This is a genomic window from uncultured Thermosynechococcus sp. (assembly GCF_938074695.1).
Taxonomy (GTDB): domain Bacteria; phylum Cyanobacteriota; class Cyanobacteriia; order Thermosynechococcales; family Thermosynechococcaceae; genus Thermosynechococcus.
The window spans coordinates 27,659-48,817 of the sequence record NZ_CALJEM010000026.1; the positions used below are offsets into that span (position 1 = coordinate 27,659).

Genomic DNA, 21,159 nt, shown 5'->3' on the forward strand with positions numbered 1-21,159 from the left:
TGCAACCCACTTTTAGGATCGTGCGACTTGATTTTGTACCGCTGATTAGCCTACATAGTAGAAGGTAACATTTTGCAACAATGTGAGGAGCAACCGCGCGGATGATCACGGAGGTAGCCATCCCGACCACGGTTCCCAAGGAATTTTTAGGTCCCCCGCTGGGCTTTAATCCCACACTGGTGATGTTTTTTGCGGCATTTGCGATCGCCCTTCTCTCCACTTGGGGCCACTTTCAAGGGCATTGGCCGGGCTGGATTTCCTTTGGGGCAAATATGTTGGCCTTGCACTTGATGGGCACAGTGATTCATGATGCCTCCCACAATGTTGCCCACAGTAACCGGATTATGAATGCGATCATGGGTCATGGCAGTGCTCTGATGTTAGGGTTTGTCTTCCCTGTCTTTACCCGCGTCCACATGCAGCACCATGCCCATGTCAATGATCCCGAAAACGATCCTGACCATTACGTTTCCAAAGGGGGGCCGTTGTGGCTGATTGCTCCTCGCTTCTTTTACCATGAGGTTTTCTTTTTTAAGCGGCGACTTTGGCGAAAATACGAACTTCTAGAGTGGTTTCTCAGTCGCCTAACACTGGCAGGGATTGTCACCTTGGCGGCGGTCAATGGCTATTTAGACTACGTGCTCAACTACTGGTTTTTGCCGGCGGGGGTCGTGGGTCTAATGCTGGGTCTATTTTTTGACTATTTTCCCCATCGCCCCCACATAGAGCGCGATCGCTGGCACAATGCGCGGGTTTATCCCAGTCGCCTTCTAAATATCTTGATTTTCGGCCAAAACTATCACCTGATCCATCATCTCTGGCCGAATATTCCCTGGTACAAACTACAGCCGGCCTACTATGCCACCAAACCCCTGTTGGATGCCCACGGCTGTAAGCAGACCCTTGGTATATTTGAACCGGGGAATTTCTTGCCCTTTCTCTACGATGCGTTGGTGGGCTTGCACTTCCATCGCCCCCGTTCTTCTTGAGGTCAATCTCGCCTATGGTAACTGAGGCTGCGGGCGATCGCCCCCTCGTGGTGGCGGTCGAGAATTTACGAAAGTCCTATCGTAGCGGCTTCTGGCTGCGCACCGTGCTCACCCCCTTGCAGTCCGTATCCCTAGAGGTACGCCAAGGGGAAACTTTTGGTCTGCTGGGTCCCAACGGTGCAGGCAAGACCACCTTCCTCAAGATTCTCCTGGGGCTTGTGAAACCCAGTGGCGGTCAGGGCACGCTGCTGGGGCATCCCTTGGGCGATCGCGCCGTGCGGCAGCGGATTGGCTACCTGCCGGAAAACCCCTACTTCTATGACTATCTGACAGCTTGGGAATTCCTAGAGTTTACGGCGGGACTCTTTGGCCTCAGTGCCGCTACCCGCAGAGAACGTATTCCCCTGCTTTTGGAGATGGTTGGCCTCAACCTCAAGGACGCCCGCAAAAAACAAATGTGCCGCTATTCTAAGGGAATGGTGCAGCGGGTCGGCTTGGCGCAAGCCCTGATTAACGATCCTGAAGTGGTGTTTTTGGACGAACCCATGTCGGGTCTCGATCCCCTTGGCCGCTACCAAATTCGTGAGATTATTCTTTCCCTAAAACAGCAGGGCAAGACCATCTTCTTCAACAGTCATGTCCTGGCGGACGTGGAGGCCATTTGCGATCGCATTGGCATTTTGGCCCAAGGGCAATTAATTTGTGCTGGCAGCGTGGATGAACTGCTCGGCAGTAGCGAAGCTTACCATGTGGTGGGCAAAGGAGGTCATGTGGATGGCCTTCAGGAATGGCTCTATTCCCTAGAAATTCAGGGCGATCGCTGGCAAGGGGTGATCAAAATTCCCCTGCCCCGGTTTCTAGCCTTGGTTGAAGAAATGGGGGGCAAAGTCCTACAACTGCGCCTTGCTCGCCCCACCCTCGAAGAGTTTTTTGTGGAACAACTGCGCCAACAGGGGATTCAAGTGACCCATTAGGGACGCAATCCCTCTGAAGTCCTCGTCACAACAGGTCATCATCCATGCTGAACTGGCGCCGTTTTCTCTGGTTAAGTTGCCTTGCGGCTCTTTTGGGGATTTCCTGTGGCACCTCTTTTTCTTCTAACGCCACCGATGCCCTCGGCCAACAGATTGAGCAATTGCGCCAAGCGCCCCTCATGGTCATGGTCGAGAACTCCCAAGGCCGCCCGATTCCCAATGCCCGCATCGAACTGGTGCAACAGCGCCATGCCTTCCCCTTTGGCGTTGCCCTCGATACGCAGATGTTTCGCCCCAGTCCACCGCCGGCTGCCCCTTGGTACAAGCAGACAGCTCAGGAAAACTTCAATGCGGCTGTCCATGAAAATGCCCTCAAGTGGTACGAGTTGGAGCCAGAGCAGGGCAAGCTGGACTTTACCCTCGCTGACACCATCTATCGTTGGGCGCAAGCCCAGGGCTGGCCAATGCGCGGCCATACCCTCTTTTGGGAAGTGGAGCAGTTTAATCCCCCCTGGCTAAAAACCCTGCCACCAGAGCAATTGCGCGCAGCGGTGAAAAACCATGCCATTACGGTGTGTCGCCACTACCGCGGTCGCATCAATGAATTTGATGTCAACAATGAAATGCTCCATGGCAACTTTTTCCGCAGTCGCCTTGGTGAGGGTATTGTCAAGGAGATGTTTGCATGGTGCCGTGAGGGGAATCCTGACGCGATTCTCTATGTCAATGACTACGGCATCATTGAGGGCGATCGCCTGAACGACTATGTAGAGCAGATTCGCAGTCTCTTGGCCCAAGGGGTTCCCCTAGGCGGGATTGGCATTCAAGCCCATCTGGAATCTCCCTTGGACGAGGCCAAAATGCAGCGTGCCCTCGACACCCTTGCCCAGTTCAATCTGCCCTTGAAAATCACGGAAGTGAGTGTAAGTTTGGCCGACGAGCAGCAGCAGGCACAGACCCTGCGCCAAATTTACCGCATTGGTTTTGCCCATCCCGCCGTGAAGGGAATTTTGCTCTGGGGCTTTTGGGCGGGGAACCATTGGCGCCCCCAAGCCGGACTCTATCGCCAAGACTTTTCCGCCAAGCCGGCAGCGATCGCCTACCGCAAACTCCTCTTTGAGGAGTGGTGGACAAAGGCAAATGGCCAAACGAATGCCCAGGGGCAATGGCAAGGACGGGGTTACCTAGGGCGCTATCGTTTGACAGTGACTGCCCAAGGCCAAACCCGCACCCAAGAGTTGGAACTGCCCCCAGGGGGGACAACGGTAACCGTGCGGCTGTGAGCCTAGCCCTGCATCGCTGCTCGCAGGAGGGAAAGCCACGCCAAGGGACGACCCGTGTAAATGTCCATAACCGCCTTGGCCAGTTGGGGGAGGGTGCGGTGGCCATAGAACCAAGGGGGGGTCACCCCTAACTGGAAGGGAACGCGAATCACGGCCTTTGCCGGATAGTCAAACAGGAAACTGTTGTGCACTACTCCCACCCCAGAGCCGATGGCCGCCGGTGTATGGCCGGGAAAAGCCCCCCAAGGAGTACAGCCTAACCCATAGGCCAAGGAAACCCAGGCATTAATGGCAATAGAGCCGTAGCGCAGTTGGGCGATCGCCTGCTCCAGCACCTCTGGATGGCCGGCCTCCGTGCGCGGGTCAATGATCACGCTACACCCCAAGGTTCCCCAGAGCCGCTCATTCACAAAGGGCACCGCCGTGGCCAGATAGGTCGCGGCATCGTTTACGGGCAGGGTCACCTCTGCCAACAGACCGCAAAAGACCTCCTCTTGGAAAATGCGGGGATTGGCGGTGGGGGTGAGGCTTGGAATCAGCGTCCAAGGGATCGTGCCCTCCACAGCAGGGCTGAGGACGATGGCTTGGGGATAGTCGGCCACAAAAGACCGGTAACGGGCGATCGCCCCCGGATAGTAGGCAGGGCGGGGCGGAATCTCTTGCAGTTGTGCCTTGAGGGCATTCAGGAATGCCTCCCGCTGCGGCCATCCTGCAGCCGTGACAAGGATTTGCGCCCCAATGCAGTTGAAGCTGGCGTTATGCACCAAGGCACTGGCCACCTGGCGGGCTTGGTACCTCAGTTCTGCCTCTGTCCATTCCCCAGGAACCATTAACAGGGGAGTAACATTGCCCAATTCCGCCGTGATGGGCTTAAGCAGTTTGCGCTGTTGGCGGGCTTTGCGAATCGCCTGCTCAGCTGCTGTTTCTCCCCAGACAAGGCGATTGTAGGTATGGTGGGAACCGGTGATGTGAATGTGCTGCGTCAACGGATGGTGGCAGAGGGCTTCCCCCATCGCAGCATCTCCCTCAACAATCTCAAGGAACCCCGCTTCAATCAGAGGCGCACAAATCTTGCGAAAACAGGCCGTCAAGGGAGCCAAGAGGGGATTCATCTTCAGCAGTGCCACGCGATTGGCCACCACCAGTTGATAGAGGGCATCCGCCAAGCACAACGATGTGATATTGCCGGCCCCTAGCACCACAGCAACTCCCGGTGGCGGTGGGTTCCGGTAGGCATTCCCCTGGCTAGGGGGTTGATTGGGTTGGATCCAAACTTCGGCTTTAACTCCAAACCAGAGTAAGCGCTCTTGCCAATTGCGCGGCAGAATCTCAGCAATGGCCTGACCGGTGGGAGTAGTTCGCCAGCGGGGCACTGGGGGGGCTGCCTCGTGACGGAGGGCATGGAGATAGTGATCCAGCTGGAGAATGAGTCCCAGAGGGCCTGTTGTCCACTCTTCCCCGGCCCAAACGCCTTGGGGATCAATGCCTTTGATTTGACAGGCTAAGTGCACCCATTCTGCGGCGTGGCGACGGACAAGGGCTTTGATGGGTTCGAGGTAGGGAATCCGTTGACGGGGAGAGAGATTCTGCCAATCGCTGGCCTGCCGATGGAGGCGTTCGAGTTCGGGAATCGTTGCGGTTGAAAGGGTCATAGCAGTTGGTTGCTTTGTTCCTGTAAGCACGGGGGGACAGCGGTGCCGGTTCTGGGCGTGCTGCTACTCTCAATACTCCTCTGCCAAGAAACTCAATCGCGATCGCCAGCCCGCTGCGCTACATTAAAAAATTATGAACGATGCAAGGGAGGTAAGGCGTGATTCGTCCCGACAGCGAAGTCATTTTAGAAGTTCGAGAACTGACGGCCAGTGTAGAGGACACCCCCATTCTCAAAGGCCTGAACTTGACCATTCGCGCGGGAGAAATCCATGCCATCATGGGACCCAATGGCTCCGGCAAAAGCACCTTCTCCAAAATTCTCGCGGGTCATCCCGACTACACCGTAACGGGTGGCGAAGTACTTTACAAAGGCAAAAATCTCTTGGCATTGCCCCCTGAAGAGCGGGCGCGCGAAGGTGTCTTTTTGGCGTTTCAATACCCCCTTGAGATTCCAGGGGTGAGCAATCTTGACTTTTTGCGGGTGGCCTACAATGCCAAGCGTCAGCACCAAGGCCTCGATGAACTGGATGCCTTTGACTTTGATGATCTGGTGCGGCAGAAAATTGAACTGGTGAAATTAGATGAGGGCTTCCTCAATCGCGGGGTAAATGAGGGCTTCTCCGGCGGTGAGAAAAAGCGTAACGAAATTCTGCAAATGGCACTCTTGGAGCCAACCCTTGCCATCCTCGATGAAACGGACTCTGGCTTGGATATTGATGCGCTGCGGATTGTGGCCAATGGCGTTAATCAATTGAGCCGCCCCGATAACTGTATTCTCCTGATTACCCACTATCAGCGGCTGCTGGATTACATCGTGCCCGACTATGTGCACGTTATGGAGGGGGGACGGATTATCCTCACCGGGACGAAGGAACTGGCGTTGGAACTGGAAGCGCGGGGCTATGACTGGGTGCGCGAAGAGGAGGTTGCTACACCATGACAATTACGGTCAACGCCAATTCCGATCAAGCGGATCTGCCCAAAGCTAGTCGCGCCAATGAACTCAATGATCTGTTGACCTTAGCACCGCCGCCGCGCCACGCTGAGCTGGAACCTTTACGCCAAGCCGCCCGCGATCGCCTCCATGAGCAAACGTTACCTACCCCCCGCGATGAGGACTGGCGCTTTACGGATTTAGGGGCTTTGCGCAGGCGCTCGTTCCAAGCTCCTATTGCCCCTCTCCATCCAGAAATTGTTGCCGAAGTAGGGCATCTGTTGGGTGAGCGCAGTTTTCCCACTGTTGCCCAAATTGTCCTGATTGACGGCTATTTCTGTGGGGAACTTTCCCGCGTGAATGCCACTGGAGTTGAGTTATTGCCCCCTTCAATGCCAGCGATCGCCCCCGCGGAGATTTTTAGCGATCTCAACAGCGCTATGCTGGCGGATCGGGTTTGTCTGCGCCTAACGGGACACTTGGCTGAACCTGTGGAAGTGTTTTTTGTCAGTAGTCGGCAGCAGCAGAGTGTTGTTTCACCGCGCCTTTCCATTGAAGTGGCAGCCCAGGGCCAAACTACCCTGGTTGAGCACTTTTTGTCTCTAACGGGCGATCAACAGTTTACCAATAGTGTCACGGAACTTTCCCTAGGTACCAGTGCCCATCTGCGCCATGTACGGATTCAACACCAATCACCCACAGCGATTCACATTGGCTGTACGACAGTTTGCCAAGCCCAAGACAGTCACTACGAAGGACACGCCATTGATTTGGGGGGATGCCTGAGCCGCCACAATTGGCAGGTGCAGATCTACGGCAGTGGTAGCCAGACAATCCTAAAGGGACTGGCGATCGCCAGGGACAGTCAAATTATGGACACCCACTCGGCAGTGTTCTTTAATGCGCCCCACAGCAGGAGTGAACAAATTCACAAGTGCATCGTTGGCGATCGCGCCCACGGCATCTTTAATGGCCGCGTAGTTGTGCCTCAAGTGGCGCAACTGACAGATGCCAAGCAACTCAGTCGCACGCTGCTGCTTTCCGACAAAGCCCGTGTGGATACCAAACCGCAACTGGAAATTGTTGCCGACAATGTCAAGTGCTCCCACGGTGCCACCGTTAGTCAACCGGCGGCCGATGAGCTGTTTTACCTCCGCAGTCGCGGGTTAGATGAGCAGGAAGCTAAGACCCTCATTGTCAAAGCCTTTGCCCTTGAGCAGCTAACGGGTATTGAGCCGCAGATTCTGCGACAGGAGTTAGAAGGAGTACTATTAGCCAAATTACATTGAGTCTGCCGCAGCAGCACTCTTGCACCGCCCTGCGAAAAGCATATTCACTCCAGTCCAACGGAGGACGCCGACCCCTGTCCCCAACAGCAAGACATACGGCGGTCTTAGGGGGCGTCCTAGAAATCCCCCTTGGTGGAGCATCATTAAAATATCGGCCACCTCTTTGGGCAGGCCTAGGTAATAGTAACCAATATGGAATAGCACACCTGTGGCCGCAGTCATGACCTAGGGCGCGGCAAGCCTCGCCGTACCACTGCGCGAGAGCAAGCTAACAGGCCGGGGAGGATGTCAAAGGTTACTCACGGGACACTGAGTTTTGCAATTCAGTTCGCAGTTGCAAGGAAGCAGCCACCATATTTTTCAAAGCAGGGATGACTTCTTCCCAGCGGCGGGTTTTCAGGCCACAGTCGGGGTTGACCCAAATTTGCGCCGCCGGCAGATGTTCTAAAGCAGTTTTGAGCTGGCGGACGACTTGCTCCACAGTGGGTACAGCGGGACTGTGAACGTCATAGACACCGTTCCCCACTTGGTGGCGATAGCCCGCATCGGTAATTTCAAAGAGGGTTTCGTTGTTACTGCGGCTATTCTCAATTGAGAGGACATCGGCATCTAGACGCTCAATGTGTTCGATAATGTCTCCAAATTCCGAGTAGCACATGTGGGTGTGGATTTGGGTCTGCGGCTGCGCACCTCCTGCTGCCAAGCGAAAGGCATCCACTGCCCAACTGAGATAGTCTGACCAACGTTCAGTCTTGAGGGGGAGGCCTTCTCGCAGGGCCGGCTCGTCAATCTGGATGATTTTGGCGCCGGCTGCCTCTAAATCTGCAACTTCTTGGCGCAAAGCTAGGGCAATCTGAAAGGCTTGCTCTTGGCGGGGCAGATCACAGCGGGGGAATGACCAGTTGAGCATGGTCACTGGGCCTGTGAGCATCCCCTTGACCGGCTTGCCCGTGAGGGACTGGGCTACTTTGAATTCCCGCAGCGTCATGGGTTGAGGACGGAAGATGTCGCCGTAGATAATGGGGGGGCGCACACAGCGACTGCCGTAGCTTTGCACCCAGCCGTGCTCCGTCAAAGCAAAGCCGCTTAACTGCTGGGCAAAGAATTCCACCATGTCGGTGCGCTCAAATTCGCCGTGGACAAGGACATCAAGGTTAGCCTCCTCCTGAAGGCGAATACATTTGGCAATCTCGGCGTCAATGGCTGCCTCATAGGCCGCTTGGGAAATTTCTCCCCGCTTGAGTTTAACCCGCAGTTGGCGCACCTCCGCCGTCTGGGGAAAAGACCCAATTGTTGTGGTGGGCAGCAGGGGCAGTTGAATTTGTTGTTTTCGCCGTTCTTCATAGGGCAAAGAGCGCTCAAAATCCTTGGCGGTGAGTGCCTTGAGCTGGCTTTGAACCGTGGAGTTGGCGGGGCTAAAAGCGGAGAATGCAGTCCATTGGTTTGCCCGTTGCTGGAGAGCGTCAACAGCACCGGCTTGTCCTTTTAGATAATCCGCCAGCAAGCGCACCTCCTCGAGTTTTTGCTCGGCAAAACTGAGCACCCGGCGCAGGGGGGCGGCTAGCTTGGTTTCTCGGCGGACGTCGTAGGGGACAAATTGGAGGGAGGCGGAGGGCTGTAATTGGATTTGTGAGGTGACTTGGAGAATAGCCTCTAGGGTGGTCAAAACCGACTGGGGCTGCAAAGCCCAGACATTGCGGGCATCCACTATGCCTACGCCGAGGGTTTTGTCCGGCGGAAAGCCGTGCTGCTGTAGCAGGGCTAAATTGGTGCCACGGGTAAAGTCTAAGCTCAGACTGGCTACAGGCAAGCGCACTGCCCAGGGATAGGCGGCGCCGAGGTCATCGAAGTAGGTCACCAGATGCAGGGGCAGACCCACGGCACTCAATTGCTGATACAGACGTTCATAGAGGGATTGAAAATTCACCGCGTCGCTAAGAACCAGCGCTGGCTCATGGAATTGAACTCCCTTCACACCTAAGGATTGCAGGGTTTCTAGAAGAGCTTGGTAGCGATCGCCCAACTGGGCTGCCGCCTGCTCTAGGGGGATGGATAGGCGACTTAGGCGCAGAAAAGTGACCGGGCCAATGACAATGGGGCGAGCCGAATCCCCCAACAACTGCTGCGCCTGCTGCACTGTGGCAACAAAATCGCTAAAATCTGGCTCTTGCCAGCGATCGCCCACCTCAGGCACCAAGTAGTGGTAGTTGGTATCAAACCACTTTGTCATCTCCAGAGCCGGTATTCCCTCGTAACCGCGTGCCATGGCAAAGTAGCGCTCCCAGCCACTCAAGGCGGCAAAGCGCTCCGGCACAATGCCCAGCCGCAGACTCCAGTCCAGCATTGGGTCGTAGAGGCTCATGTCCCCAACGCCAATGTAGTCAATGCCCGCCGCCCGTTGAGTGTTCCAGTTTTCCTGGGCAATCATCTCTGCGGTTTGTTGCAGCCTATCTATCTCTAACTGACCCTGCCAGTAGGCCTCTAGGGCTTTTTTCAGTTCGCGGTTACGGCCAATGCGGGGAAAGCCAACCGTTGCCGTTGGCACAGATAGGCAGACTGTTGGTGCAGATAGGGGCTTGCTCATAGATTGTTGTCCTCTTGTGGTCTTCTAGGAATGGCTCTCAATTGCTCAAATGGGGTGCTGCCGTCTAGGGCAAGACGGCTAGGAAATATTCGGAAACCAAAGACTGTGCTTCCCTCGGAATGGCTCACGCCATTGGGGAAACTGGGGCTAGAGTTCTCTAGAGGGTTTTACAAAATTCCTTGGAGATGAGGGGGTGCGATCGCCCTTGTCCTGTGCCCTGACAAATCAATGCTCTGGCCGAGAGAGTATAGATACACCGGAAAATTGCTATTCATCCGTACCTCGCAGATGAAGTAAAAGGTGGACTATCACCTTCTGGCGGGCATCCTGACTGAGAAGAGGAGCCTCTTCATCACAGTTGCGGGACAGCGTCGGATTTGCACCGAACTTTCCCCCTTGCGTTTGTCGGCTGCTCCCCGACAAAACCAGAATTAGATAGAGTGTAGCACACGACCCACCTGTCCCAATGGTGCAAGGGGAACTCCATTGACCGGGCCTTACAGGTACCACTGGCCATCTTCAAGGAATACCCCCGCGGCTCCAGTTTTTCCCTAAGGCGGGCAGCTACCCTTTGAAATCAGTCGGGAAACCTTTCTACAAGTTGCCGACAAAAATACCAGTGTCGAAGACGCCCGTTGCATCCAACTGTTGCTTGAGCAACCGCATTAATTTGAAGGCATTGCCGCGATAGTCCCAGGCGTCCAGTTGCTGCTTGAGGCTCAGGGGTGCCCCCAGGACGGTGACATAGCCTTGGGGAATCCTTTGGCGCAGCCGCAGAATTAATTGGCGCAGGTGTTCCTCTTTCCCCTGAAGATAGACATAGCCGACGCCTGCGCTCATTTCACCCCGACACCCACAGGTCAATTCTGTTGCCAACCGGTGCAATTGGTTGAGCGTGGGCAACATCTCCTTAAGGGGTACGCCAATCTTAAGAATGACTTGTTCAGGGGTAGGGTTGAGGACAATCCCCGACGGGCTTTGGGATTCAAGGCGGAGGTTGTGGGTCCGCGCAATTTCACTTAGGCGATCGCCCAACATGCCCAGGGCAAGCACTTCCCGTAGGGTGTGAAACTCCAATTCCAGTAAAAGTCTTCCCGTGGGTTCAAGGCGCAGGACACAGCGGGCAGGGGCAAGGGAACTGCTTAAAATTGCCGCTAGGCCGCCCCCTAGGGCAGTGGTCTCTCCCTGGAGCTGCCAAATTTGCACTGCATCGGGTAGCGGATACACCCGCAGTGTCACTTCCGTTAGAATGCCCAGCGTGCCATAACTGCCAATGAGCAGTTTCATCAGGTCATAGCCGGCAACATTTTTAACCACGCGCCCCCCGGCTTTAACGATTTGGCCATCACTGCGAATGAACTTGACCCCCAAGAGTTGATCGCGCCATGACCCATACCGCTGCCGCAACGTACCATTACTTTGGGTTGCCAAGCAGCCACCAAGGGTGGCCGTTTCCCGAAAGAGGGGGTCTGCTGCAATCCACTGCCCCGCTGCTGCTAGGTGCTGCTGGAGTTGTTGAAAGGGAATGCCCACTTGGGTGGTGACGGTCATATCCGCTGCCGCATGATCTATGAGCTTGTGCCATGCGGTGGTGCGCAGAAAAATATCCGCCTTCGGGGTGTTCCCCAGCCAGTTGAGTTTGGTGCCTGCGCCAATGGGCAATACCCGCCAGCCTTCGCGCTGCGCACAGGCAACCACGGCTGCCCCCTCTGCAGGGGTGGGCGGAGTCACCAGCAGGGCACGCTCAGGGAGATAGGGGCGCAAGTGGGGGGCGCGATCGCCCAATTCCGCGAGGGAGTGAACCGCTGCCTCCCCCAACAGGGCGGTCAACGTTTGTTTCATGGATTACGGGTGGGCAGTTCAAAGACAAACCCTTCGTAGTATAAAAGTTGACCGTCCTCACTTTTGACAGGGCGGGCGCATTCACAAATCGTGGTGATTGTTTGATCAGCACGATACACTTTGGAGACCAAGTTGCGCACAACGCCGTGGGATTGAATTTGCTGTTGGAATTTTACCCAAGAGCTGTCGTCAACATAGGGACGTTTGTTGTGGTGTTCAATATCTGCTAGCCAGTCTTCAGCATCGGCATAGCCATAGATACGCGCCAAGGCATTGTTGACTTTGAAGTAAACCCCCTCCGGGGAACTTTGGTAAATCCCAACCACGGCTTCGTCAAACATCTGCCGATACTGCTCTTGAGCAGCTTGCAATGAGGAGACCAAGTCCCGCCGCTCTTCAGCAATTTCCTGCAACTGTTGGTTTTGCTTTTGTAACAGGGCATTCTTTTGCCGTAGCTTCCGCTGCAGGAGGGCAATCGTCAACTGGTTTTTTACCCGTGCGAGCACTTCTGCCTGCTGAAAAGGTTTGGTGATGTAGTCGGCGGCACCCATCTCAAAGGCCTTGACTTTGTCAAACACGTCATCGAGGGCACTAATGAAGATAATGGGGATATGCTTGGTCTTGGGATTCGCCTTGAGGGTTTGACAGACCTCGTAGCCATTCATATCGGGCATCATGATGTCCAGCAGGATTACATCTGGCGGTTCGGCCTCAATGCCCATAAGTGCCATTTGGCCACTGATGGCACCGCGCACATCGTAGCCCTCAAGTTGGAGCAGTGTGGTTAAAACTTCCACATTTTCGGGGGTATCATCGACAATTAAAATGCGACCAGCCCCTGAGTCAAAGAGGTCGGTGGTCATGCACAGGTCTCCCAATGTCAATCGTTCGTCAGCGCCCTGACATTCCCCATCCTATCAAAGTCTTTTCTGAGTGTAGGCGATCGCGGGTTCACTAGCTGTTGGCAAATTCTCAGCGCGGGATTCTCTTTTTATATATTTTCTTTTCTATAGGATGGGAAGGGGATTGCCGGGCAAAGGGAACGATGACAACCAACTGGGAAAACTTTCGCAAAAACCTTGGGGAGTGGCATGGCTCGTTTACGGCTGTCAGCCCTACGGGAGAAGTGGGAACCTCGGTGCCGTCAATTTTGATCCTTGCCGATACAGCGGACGGGCAGCGGGTGCGGTTTGAACTGCGACGCTTTGGCAATGGCCTCGATCAGCCCCCCACCAGTGAAACGGTGCAGGAGTATGCCACGATTGGCCGCCAAAATGTCTTTTTTCCCACGGGCGCCTTTTCTAAGGGGTCGTTACAGGTGGCGCCCTTTGCGGAGTTTGGGGCCGAATATGGATTTGTGATGGGCGATCGCCGACTGCGGTTTGTCCAACTCTTTGACAAAAATCAGCACCTGCAATCCATGACCCTGATTCGCGAGTTTCGTGCCCACAGTAATGCCGTTGAACGTCCCCCTTTAACCGTGGATCAACTCCTAGGCGAATGGCGCGGTACGGCCTACACCGTCTATGCCGACTGGCGATCGCCCACGGAAACTGCCACCCATCTTACCCTCTGGCGCGAAGGGGACTGTCTCCACCAAGTGCTGCAAACCCCCGACAATCGGGTGGAAACAACCGCCACAATTGCCGGCTCACGCCTTCTCTTTAAGGAGACGGATCAACCCAAGCAGCTTGTGTTGCTACCCGATGGCACCTCTAGCCTAACCCCGCTGCAAGTCTCCTTTCGTCAGTCCTTCTTTGTGGAGGTGGGCTGGTTGTGGGCGCAGGGGCAGCGGCAGCGCCTCATTCGTACCTATGGCGATCGCGGGGAGTGGGTGAGTGCCACGCTCGTTGTCGAAGAACAGATACACTGAGCATCCCCAGTAGGAGGGGAAGCAACCAATCCCCATAGCGGGTGTAGAGAGTTTGGGTCTGGCGACGGAAAATTCTTGCTGCATGAATCACAAATTCATCGGTATCTGAGAGCCAAACGGTCTCCCCCGTCGGTGCAATCACCGCAGAAAGGCCGGTATTGGTGGCACGGACTAGCCAGCGATCGCCCTCCACGGCGCGCAATACATCGTGGCCATGGTGTTGACTCATGAGTTGACGGCGGTAGGGGTCATTGTTGGCCAAACTGAGGATAAACTGTCCGCCGTGAACTAGTTGCCGGCGACTGCGGTGGGAAAAGGCGGATTCAAAGCAAATCAGGACAACGGCCTTGCCCCAAGGGGTGGCAAACACTTGCTCAGGGTTCCCCGGCAACAGGCGCGATCGCAACGTGGACAACCGCTGCACCACCCCTGAGAGCCAATCGGGAATGTATTCCCCTAACAGGACAAGGTTAACTTTGCTATAGCGACTGTAAATCTCACCGTTGCTATCGAGCGTTAAAAGCACCTGTTGATGTCCCCCCGCTGTCTCCATAAACGTCCCCAACCACAGGGGCACCCCTGCCTCCCGCACTGCGCCAGTGAGGGGATTCATTTGCCGGGGGCGCCAGAGAATTGGCAGTGCTCCCTCAGGGGTTAAAACGGCATCCACTCCCAAAGTTACCAGTTGGCGATAGCCACGGACATAGTCCTGCCAAGCACGGCGGATACCCTCTGGCGTGAGCTTTTGTCGGGTCGGGATGTTGCCTTGGATCAGACCCACCCGCAGCGGTTCCCCTTGATCTGCAATGACCCTAGCGCCTAGGACACTATTGAGGCCGATCGCCCCCGCAAGCGTAATCGCAAGCCAGACCCTTGCTCCTACTTGCCGCTGCAGACTGAGGGTGACCAAGCCATTCACGGTCATGATCACCGCTGTAATTGTGGTGGGTCCGCCAAGCCGACCCAGTTGCATTAGTCCCCTTGGACTTTGGGTCAAGGATAAACTAATCCACCACAGGGGCGAATAGCTCCAGAGGGCTTCGAGGGCACACCAGAGCGTTACCCCCCACAGGAGTTGCTGAAGCCTGGATTGCCGCCCACCATAGCGGGCCATCAAAAATGCCCAAAGACCACTGAGGATTCCCCCCCAAACGCTCAAGAAAAGCCAGATTCCCCGTGAGATTAACCAACTGGGCACAGGGGCAATGCCAATCCATGTCAGGGGATGCAGATCCCATACCCAGACTAAGCTGCTGCCGTAGAACCCCAGTCCCCAGCACAGTCCTGCGATCGCTGCCCCCAGGGGAGATAAGACTTGACACTGACACCACAGGGGCACAATTCCTAAAAAGGCTAAGAACCACCAACTCACCGGCGGTAGTGCCAACTGTGTGCCCCAACCCGCGATGCTTAAACCAACGAACAGCAGCCACCTAGGCAATACTTTGGCGTTTGCGTTGCTCTTTGGGGGAAGGAGCCACATGCCAGTGTCCTGCTTTAATGAGTTCCCGTTCCAGTAAAGCAAAAAAGCGCTGGCGATCGCTGCCGCGCACAACGGCTAAATTGTGGGCTTCCGCCAATGCCACAGGATAGCCGTGGCCTTTTGCAATCTGGGCTGCGGTCAATGAGACCGCCTGTTGCCACAGCTCTGCATCCTCCGCCACCCATTGGGGAACTTCCAAGCGCACCACTTCGGTGCCCCCATGGAGATAGGCAACACAGATGCGGTGTTCACCGTAGTGCTCCAGAATACGACTGCGGCTGCGCCAGAGGGGGCTGTACTGTTGTGGCTGCAGCTGAGCTTGCCAAAGGAGAACATCCCGCAATGGTTCAAAGACCTGACAGGGCAGGCGATCGCCCGCCGCCGGCGGACTGAGGGGATGGCTCTGACCACAGTGGCGACTACAGTTGGGTTCAGGGTAGGGGCAAACCCCCAAACGCAGAAAATTCACGGTTTCATGGCTGCGGGAGGCGCTGATATAGCCCACAAGGGGGATCCTTTGGGCGCGCAATTGATCCCACGCAGCCAAAATGGGAGTCAACAGTTCCTCGCGCCCCATTGGCGGCAGTGATTCCCACATCCAGAAAATGAGTGACCCATCCAGCAGGGCCAAACTAGGGGTGGTTGGGGGATGAGTTTGAATCAACTCCCCAAGGGCAAGAATTTCCGCTTGGGTGCGGCGGTAGCGTAACCAGTCCTCAATGGTGAGTCCCCAGCCCCGCGATCGCCCCAATTCATTGGGGTCGTAAATCAGTTGGGGCACGCTGTCTAAATGCGGCCGCTGTCCTTGGCCATAGGCGATCGCCACCCGTCCCACATTAATTAAATAGCAGTAGGCAATTTCATGGTGACTGGGGGCAATTTGCGAGCCATCAACTGCAAAGATAGTGTGCTGGCTGGGGGCAGGGGAAACAGTATGCCGAACCGTTAGGGGTTCAAGGGGTTCGGCCACACTAAAGGGAAAGGCCTCCCCCCACTGTTCAATTGCTTGGCAATAGGTGTCTAAAGTTTCGGCCATGGCTGTGAGCACCTCACGGGCATGGGTCTGTTTCTGTTGGCTGGCGATCGCCCCCTGACGGATAGCTTGACCCACCCTACCCATTTGGGCAGCAACTTTGACCAAGTCCAGCACTGTTTTCGTCTCTAGGAATACAGATGTACAAAAGCCTTATTCCAATACTAAACCTAGATAACATCCCAATAATTGCTTCCTGTCAGCAGTTTGGCTGACGCATTTTTCAGTACCGGCAGAGAATCTCTCTTTGTCTTTGCCCTTTTCCCCGCGGACTGACGAGCCAGAACTGATTCAGCGATCGCCCCAACAACTCAAGTCTCCGCAGTTTCAGCAGCAATTCTGGGGTTGTCTGTGGATGCTCAATCACAAGCCAAGTATTAACTAGGTGTTGATTTCCCATCGGCCTATGGGCTGGAGCAGTTCATTTATGTAAGTCAATTCTAAGATTTATTACAATTATTACAATTGGCAATTGTAAGGAAGTTTGGTGGTTGCGAGGGGTACACTCAACAGTAGCCCTCTATATTCACTACAGTCTTTTGACAAGAATTGAAGATGCTTAAAACTCCCATAGAGTTAAGATTTAGATAGCCTACACCTTAGAAAGCTGCCCTATCCTTTCCGCAGGACATTAGACATTAAAAAAATTCACCTATTAACGTCCCTTTATCATTGAAAGTTCAACCATTTTCTAACAGTAAGGGAAGTATGAAGATTGGCGAACTACTGCTGAAAGCAGCTCTAATTAACCTTGGTCAGCTTCAAGTGGCCTTGATGGAGAAAGACATCTACAGTCACCTGCGCCTCGGAGAAATTCTGGTTCTCCACGGTTGGCTTTCACAGAAAACCGTTGACTTTTTTGCTGAAGAATGGCCTAGGCTGATCCAAGATAAAGAAAAACATCCCATTGGTTTTTATCTCAAAAAGGCCGGTTTATTGACCGAGGAACAAATTCAGCAAATTCTCAAGGAACAGTGGCAGATCGGCTATCGCTTTGGCGCTTTGGCTGTCCTCAATGGCTGGGTAAAACAGGAAACGGTGAACTTTTTCCTGCAATATGTGAACCCCGCCGCTCTCCAAGAAAGCAGTCGCATCGAAAGGGCACGGCGGGAAAATCCAGGGAAATCGAAGGGGTCTTCCCAACTCCCTTCGTTGAAACCAGTTCATCAGCAACTGAAGCAGGAGTGGATTGATCCAGAGGATTTAGCGGAATTCGACCTACACTTTGATGAGAACCAGTGGTTAACTCCGACAGAAACACCACAGCGGCATCCAATAAAAACTCGCATGAGAGGTCAACCCATGCGAGGCTAATTGATCATTTTTTTTTAATCATTCTTGGAAGAGGACAGCCATGGGCCTGCGTTAGCTCATTGTGGCAGGACTGCGGTCATAGCTTGTCCATAGCTGGGGCTTAATTTTGCCCTGAATTTGGTTCCAGTAATGACCTGCAGCTGCAGGTAATCCCATTTGGGCAATCATCCGTGTCAGGAGGGACTGTTCGCGGTTCTTGATCACTTGGTGGTGATGGGTGAGAATCACCCGCGAAAGTTGATTGAGATCAAGGGCTGGCATGTTCACTTCAGTAGCTGTGTGGGCACCGGGAGTTGACATGGTATTCACTCCTGCTGCTGGGTTGGTACGGTAGGCAACGCCACGATAGATCAAATCCTGCACGGGCTGCGCCGGGGGATTCACTGCATGGGTACAGTGGTAATTCCAACCCCGATACTTTGCAACAACATCGGTTGCTTCCGTGCGTACTGCCGGCGGAACGTAATCGTATTGAACGCCGCGATAGGTAAGTGTGGTTGTCATGGTTATCGCCCCCAATTGTTTACGAGGTGGTTTTTGTCCACTGAGGCGCGTTCCTTCGGGACAACTGCCCTACTTCCGTCTTCGCTCCGCCCCCAAATTTTGGGAAGCTCTTTAGCGAAGATGAACGATTTATTTCTGTATCCAATTTAACATTTTTGCCACTATGAATGCAAGTTTTTACAAAAATTTACACTAGCAACCCTCCCCTATGTTCGAGGGGGCCTAAATAGGGGGGATGGGAATGTACTCAAGTCTCAGCAGTGTTGATCAGAATGATGTGGCGATCGCGATCGTAGGTAAGCCACTGCTCCTCTTTGAGCTTGCCCAGCAGGCGAGTCATCGTCACCCGACTTGTCCCAATGGCCGTTGCCAGTTGCTGATGGGTCAGGCGAACACTGTAGCGCGTACCCAAGGGATGGGGTTGACCAATTTCTTGTTTCAACAGCAAAAGTAAATGGCGCAATCGATCCTCAATGCGACGATGGCTGGTAATTCCTAGGAGACCTTCTGCTTGAGATAGGCGACGGGCAAGACCGCGTACAAGACTTTGGGTCAAGTTGGGAGAGGATTCCACTTCCATTAGGGTAAAGAGCATCAGCTCTACCTTAGACAGTGCTTTGGCTTGGTAAGCGGTTAGACGGGTCAAGGGTAAACCAAAGGCGGTTCCCGGTGTAGCCAGCCCAACCACCACTTCCTCGCCCTCAGGATGCAGCAGATTTAACAGGACAACGCCACGGCTGACCAACCAAATTCGCTCCGGCTCCATCCAGATGCTCTCACCCATGCTAAAGACGTGGAGTCGCGCAGAGGAACGCCAGTGTTCCTCCACAGGGGGAGTGATTGCAGCAGTGGAGACGTTTGCCATGGCAGCAGAACCTCAAGCAAAGGAACCAATATCCGGGTGCAAACCCAAGAGATTGGTTGTTTTTCCAACATTCCCAGTGCCTGTGTTCTGGGTAACGTTAGTCGAAACTGCCTATTAGGCTAAGGGGCAAACGTAAAGATGAGATAATCCTTAGCTCAAGAGAGGGTTAAGGTTTTATTGCTAAGGCAGAAATTGCCTCCAGCACTCCCCGTGCTTTATTCAGGGTTTCTTCGTATTCCCGTTGGGGATCGGAGTCCGCCACAATGCCAGCACCCGCTTGCACGTGAATGAGATGTTCGTCCTCAGTAAGGGGTTGCACCACCATTGTGCGAATGGCAATGGCCGTGTTCAGCTGACCTTCAAAGTCATAGTAACCATAGGCACCCGAGTAGGGGCCACGGCGGCAGCCCTCCAATTCATGAATAATCTCCATCGCCCGAATTTTGGGGGCACCACTCACTGTCCCGGCGGGGAAACAGGCTTGAAGTAAGTCCCATGCCGTTTTGTGGGGGAGTAGCTCTCCCACCACATTACTGACAATGTGCATGACATGGGAATAGCGCTCAATCACCATAAACTCTTCAACGGTGACACTCCCTTGACGACACACGCGCCCCAAATCATTGCGCCCCAAATCCACCAGCATGACGTGTTCAGCCACTTCTTTGGTGTCAGCGAGGAGTTCTGCGGCAAGTTGCTGATCTTCGGCGTGGGTGTGCCCCCGCCTACGAGTGCCGGCAATGGGACGCACAGTGGCAAGAAAAGACCCGGTTTTTTCAGGGTGGTGCTCGGCCTTGACCATTACTTCTGGGCTGGAGCCAATGATCTGCCATGGGCCAAACTGAAAGTAGGCCATGTAGGGAGAAGGGTTAATCAGGCGCAAGGAGCGATAGAGGGCAAAGGGATCCCCCCTATAGGTGGCACTGAGGCGTTGGGAGAGCACAACTTGGAAAATATCACCTGCCCGAATGTAGTCTTTGGCACGCTCCACGTTGGCACGGAAGGCTTCAGGGGTAATGTTGCTGGTGTAAGGGGGGGGTTGACGACTGGGCTGCCAGCGGAGTTGGGTCGCCTCGGCGGGAATGGGAGTTTGGAGTTTACTCAAAAGCCGCTCTAGGCGATCGCTGGCGTGGGTATAGGCCGTTTTCAAGTCCGTGTCGCGGGTATCGGCATAGACCACGGCCCAAATTTTCCGCTTTACCTGGTCAAAAATCAGGATTTGATCCACCTGCATCCAGACGCCATCGGGCAAATCCCTTGCGGTGGCAGGATGAATGGGCACCCGCGGCTCAATCCACTGAATGAGTTCATAGCCCCAAAAACCAAAAAGTCCGCCGATGCCCCCCGGCAGTTGGGGGAGCTTCACGGGCTGATAGGGGGCAAGACAATCGGCCAAAATCGTGAAGGGGTTGCCAGTAAATGTGGTTACGGAGCCATCGCGATGGGTTTGAGTAGTTTGGTTGCCCCGTGTTTCCAGTACCCACAACGGATCACAACTGAGGAGGCTATAGCGCGCTAGTTGTTCGCCCCCCTCAACGGACTCCAGCAAAAAGTTGTAGGGGCGATCGCGACAGACCCGGTACCAAGCCGATACGGGCGTATCCATATCCGCCACCCACTCCTCGTAAATAGGGATGAAATTCCCCTGCTTGGCAAGCTGACAAAAGGTCGAAAAATCGGGGTACATGGTTGCGTCAGTGAAAACCTTTTTATTGTCCCTGTGAACTACCGCTACAGAAGTGTTGAACGATAGATTGAGAGACTAGAAAAAAGGGAATGAAGTGGTGTATTCTTCCCTTAAAAAGAAGAAAAAGGAAAATTTTACTGTCGCATCCTTTGGCAAGATTGTCAAGTCTATCCTCAAACACCTCAGCCCTTACGACTCTCCTGTTTTGAACTTACAACTGCTGTTCAAAATCTGGCTGACCTATGTTCGAGACCCCAGCTTGAACAGCATGAGAGCTTTGTTTTATCGCCTGAATCGCTCAGGAATACAGGTGTTCAATAGTGGATTGCAGCTTTGATTGGCAGCCAGAGTTACTTGTGGCCTCTCGCATCCGCTCGACGCAGGCTGAGAGTGTTAAGTTTTGTTACAGGATTCAACACTTCTGCTAACGTTGATAACGCCAATTGTTGGTTAATGATTCCGCAGGCGCTCAATTAAGAAGAAGTGATTTTATTCGCCAAAACCTCTGGCAAGAAGGGGTGGTGTTTTTTAAGGACAGCCATTGAAGGTATTAATGCGCCACCAGTGGATATTGTCTGCTTCAAAGCGACCATCCAGATCCACCCGTACTGAGAAGTCAAACCAAGCTGCGGGTGGGATTTCTATTCCCCATAGGCGATCGCTCCCCAGCACAACGCTAATGAGACACTGCAGAAAGCCGCCATGGCTAACACACCAAACGCAGTCCTCATCGCTGTGACGCCGCAGTTTTTTCCAAGCCTGTTTTGCCCGCTGCCAAGCCATGGCCATGGACTCTGCCTCGGGGACTGGAATCAGGTAATCACTTTCCTCCAGTTCTGCACAGAGGTCGGG

18 protein-coding genes, 1 pseudogene and 2 riboswitches are annotated in these 21,159 nt (G+C 54.3%); of the genes and pseudogenes, 9 read left to right on the forward strand and 10 right to left on the reverse strand.

Going from position 1 to position 21,159, the window contains the following annotated elements:
- Positions 1 to 101: 101 nt before the first annotated feature.
- From crtR to Q0683_RS04440, 3 genes are read left to right on the forward strand one after another with little or no spacing between them, the layout of a single operon-like run.
- The gene (gene crtR, locus Q0683_RS04430) at positions 102 to 989 is read left to right on the forward strand and encodes a beta-carotene hydroxylase (protein ID WP_298611606.1); all 888 of its coding nucleotides are present in this window, start codon (positions 102 to 104) and stop codon (positions 987 to 989) included.
- Between the two features lie 14 nt (positions 990 to 1,003).
- Positions 1,004 to 1,963, forward strand: a complete 960-nt coding sequence (locus Q0683_RS04435) for an ABC transporter ATP-binding protein (protein ID WP_298976477.1) — start codon at positions 1,004 to 1,006, stop codon at positions 1,961 to 1,963.
- A gap of 44 nt (positions 1,964 to 2,007) precedes the next feature.
- Positions 2,008 to 3,246: an endo-1,4-beta-xylanase gene (locus tag Q0683_RS04440; protein ID WP_298976478.1), complete on the forward strand. Its 1,239-nt coding sequence runs from the start codon at positions 2,008 to 2,010 to the stop codon at positions 3,244 to 3,246.
- A 2-nt stretch (positions 3,247 to 3,248) separates the two neighbouring features.
- Here Q0683_RS04440 and Q0683_RS04445 read toward each other — a convergent pair whose 3' ends face one another.
- Positions 3,249 to 4,898, reverse strand: a complete 1,650-nt coding sequence (locus tag Q0683_RS04445; RefSeq protein ID WP_298616981.1) for an aldehyde dehydrogenase family protein — start codon at positions 4,896 to 4,898, stop codon at positions 3,249 to 3,251.
- 158 nt (positions 4,899 to 5,056) lie between these two features.
- Between Q0683_RS04445 and sufC the strand changes: the two genes are divergently transcribed.
- Positions 5,057 to 5,839, forward strand: coding sequence for a Fe-S cluster assembly ATPase SufC (gene sufC, locus Q0683_RS04450; RefSeq protein ID WP_298611594.1), 783 nt, complete (start codon positions 5,057 to 5,059; stop codon positions 5,837 to 5,839).
- Positions 5,836 to 7,122 carry a Fe-S cluster assembly protein SufD gene (gene sufD / locus Q0683_RS04455; RefSeq protein ID WP_298611591.1) on the forward strand — a complete coding sequence of 429 codons (1,287 nt, stop codon included), beginning with the start codon at positions 5,836 to 5,838 and terminating at the stop codon, positions 7,120 to 7,122. The genes sufC and sufD overlap by 4 nt, the downstream gene beginning before the upstream one ends.
- A gap of 295 nt (positions 7,123 to 7,417) precedes the next feature.
- On the opposite strand, the gene metE is transcribed toward sufD, so the two are convergent.
- The 3 genes from metE to Q0683_RS04470 form a co-directional block, all read right to left on the reverse strand.
- A complete protein-coding gene (metE, locus tag Q0683_RS04460) occupies positions 7,418 to 9,706 on the reverse strand; it encodes a 5-methyltetrahydropteroyltriglutamate--homocysteine S-methyltransferase (RefSeq protein ID WP_298976480.1) in 2,289 nt (762 codons plus the stop codon).
- Positions 9,707 to 10,005: 299 nt separating this feature from the next.
- A riboswitch (cobalamin riboswitch) is annotated at positions 10,006 to 10,151 on the reverse strand.
- 149 nt (positions 10,152 to 10,300) lie between these two features.
- Positions 10,301 to 11,548 carry an FAD-binding oxidoreductase gene (locus tag Q0683_RS04465; protein WP_298611582.1) on the reverse strand — a complete coding sequence of 416 codons (1,248 nt, stop codon included), beginning with the start codon at positions 11,546 to 11,548 and terminating at the stop codon, positions 10,301 to 10,303.
- Positions 11,545 to 12,411 (reverse strand): response regulator, encoded by an 867-nt coding sequence (locus Q0683_RS04470; RefSeq protein WP_298611579.1) that lies wholly within the window; start codon positions 12,409 to 12,411, stop codon positions 11,545 to 11,547. The genes Q0683_RS04465 and Q0683_RS04470 overlap by 4 nt, the downstream gene beginning before the upstream one ends.
- A gap of 182 nt (positions 12,412 to 12,593) precedes the next feature.
- Here Q0683_RS04470 and Q0683_RS04475 point away from each other — a divergent pair, with 182 nt between their 5' ends.
- Complete coding sequence (locus Q0683_RS04475) at positions 12,594 to 13,421, forward strand: DUF3598 family protein (protein WP_298611250.1); 828 nt, start codon at positions 12,594 to 12,596, stop codon at positions 13,419 to 13,421.
- Here the strand turns inward: Q0683_RS04475 and lnt are convergent.
- Positions 13,351 to 14,904: an apolipoprotein N-acyltransferase gene (gene lnt, locus Q0683_RS04480; protein WP_298611253.1), complete on the reverse strand. Its 1,554-nt coding sequence runs from the start codon at positions 14,902 to 14,904 to the stop codon at positions 13,351 to 13,353. The genes Q0683_RS04475 and lnt overlap by 71 nt on opposite strands.
- Positions 14,855 to 16,054: a DNA double-strand break repair nuclease NurA gene (locus Q0683_RS04485; protein ID WP_298611256.1), complete on the reverse strand. Its 1,200-nt coding sequence runs from the start codon at positions 16,052 to 16,054 to the stop codon at positions 14,855 to 14,857. Before Q0683_RS04485 ends, lnt begins: the two co-directional genes overlap by 50 nt.
- 130 nt (positions 16,055 to 16,184) lie before the next feature.
- Here Q0683_RS04485 and Q0683_RS04490 point away from each other — a divergent pair, with 130 nt between their 5' ends.
- On the forward strand, positions 16,185 to 16,322 hold the full coding sequence (locus Q0683_RS04490) for a hypothetical protein (RefSeq protein ID WP_298611259.1): 138 nt from the start codon (positions 16,185 to 16,187) through the stop codon (positions 16,320 to 16,322).
- A gap of 323 nt (positions 16,323 to 16,645) precedes the next feature.
- Complete coding sequence (locus Q0683_RS04495) at positions 16,646 to 17,251, forward strand: hypothetical protein (protein WP_298611261.1); 606 nt, start codon at positions 16,646 to 16,648, stop codon at positions 17,249 to 17,251.
- A gap of 51 nt (positions 17,252 to 17,302) precedes the next feature.
- On the opposite strand, the gene Q0683_RS04500 is transcribed toward Q0683_RS04495, so the two are convergent.
- The 3 genes from Q0683_RS04500 to trpE form a co-directional block, all read right to left on the reverse strand.
- Positions 17,303 to 17,755 carry a DUF4278 domain-containing protein gene (locus Q0683_RS04500; RefSeq protein ID WP_298976484.1) on the reverse strand — a complete coding sequence of 151 codons (453 nt, stop codon included), beginning with the start codon at positions 17,753 to 17,755 and terminating at the stop codon, positions 17,303 to 17,305.
- A gap of 44 nt (positions 17,756 to 17,799) precedes the next feature.
- Positions 17,800 to 17,884: riboswitch (Glutamine riboswitch) on the reverse strand.
- Positions 17,885 to 18,002: 118 nt separating this feature from the next.
- Positions 18,003 to 18,620 (reverse strand): Crp/Fnr family transcriptional regulator, encoded by a 618-nt coding sequence (locus Q0683_RS04505; RefSeq protein WP_298976487.1) that lies wholly within the window; start codon positions 18,618 to 18,620, stop codon positions 18,003 to 18,005.
- Positions 18,621 to 18,786: 166 nt separating this feature from the next.
- Positions 18,787 to 20,307, reverse strand: a complete 1,521-nt coding sequence (gene trpE, locus Q0683_RS04510) for an anthranilate synthase component I (protein WP_298611269.1) — start codon at positions 20,305 to 20,307, stop codon at positions 18,787 to 18,789.
- A 97-nt stretch (positions 20,308 to 20,404) separates the two neighbouring features.
- Here trpE and Q0683_RS04515 point away from each other — a divergent pair.
- A pseudogene (locus Q0683_RS04515) lies at positions 20,405 to 20,602 on the forward strand (hypothetical protein); the annotation flags it as partial.
- A 233-nt stretch (positions 20,603 to 20,835) separates the two neighbouring features.
- Here Q0683_RS04515 and Q0683_RS04520 read toward each other — a convergent pair.
- The coding region (locus tag Q0683_RS04520) for a histidine phosphatase family protein (RefSeq protein ID WP_298976489.1) at positions 20,836 to 21,159 on the reverse strand (324 nt) is incomplete at its 5' end.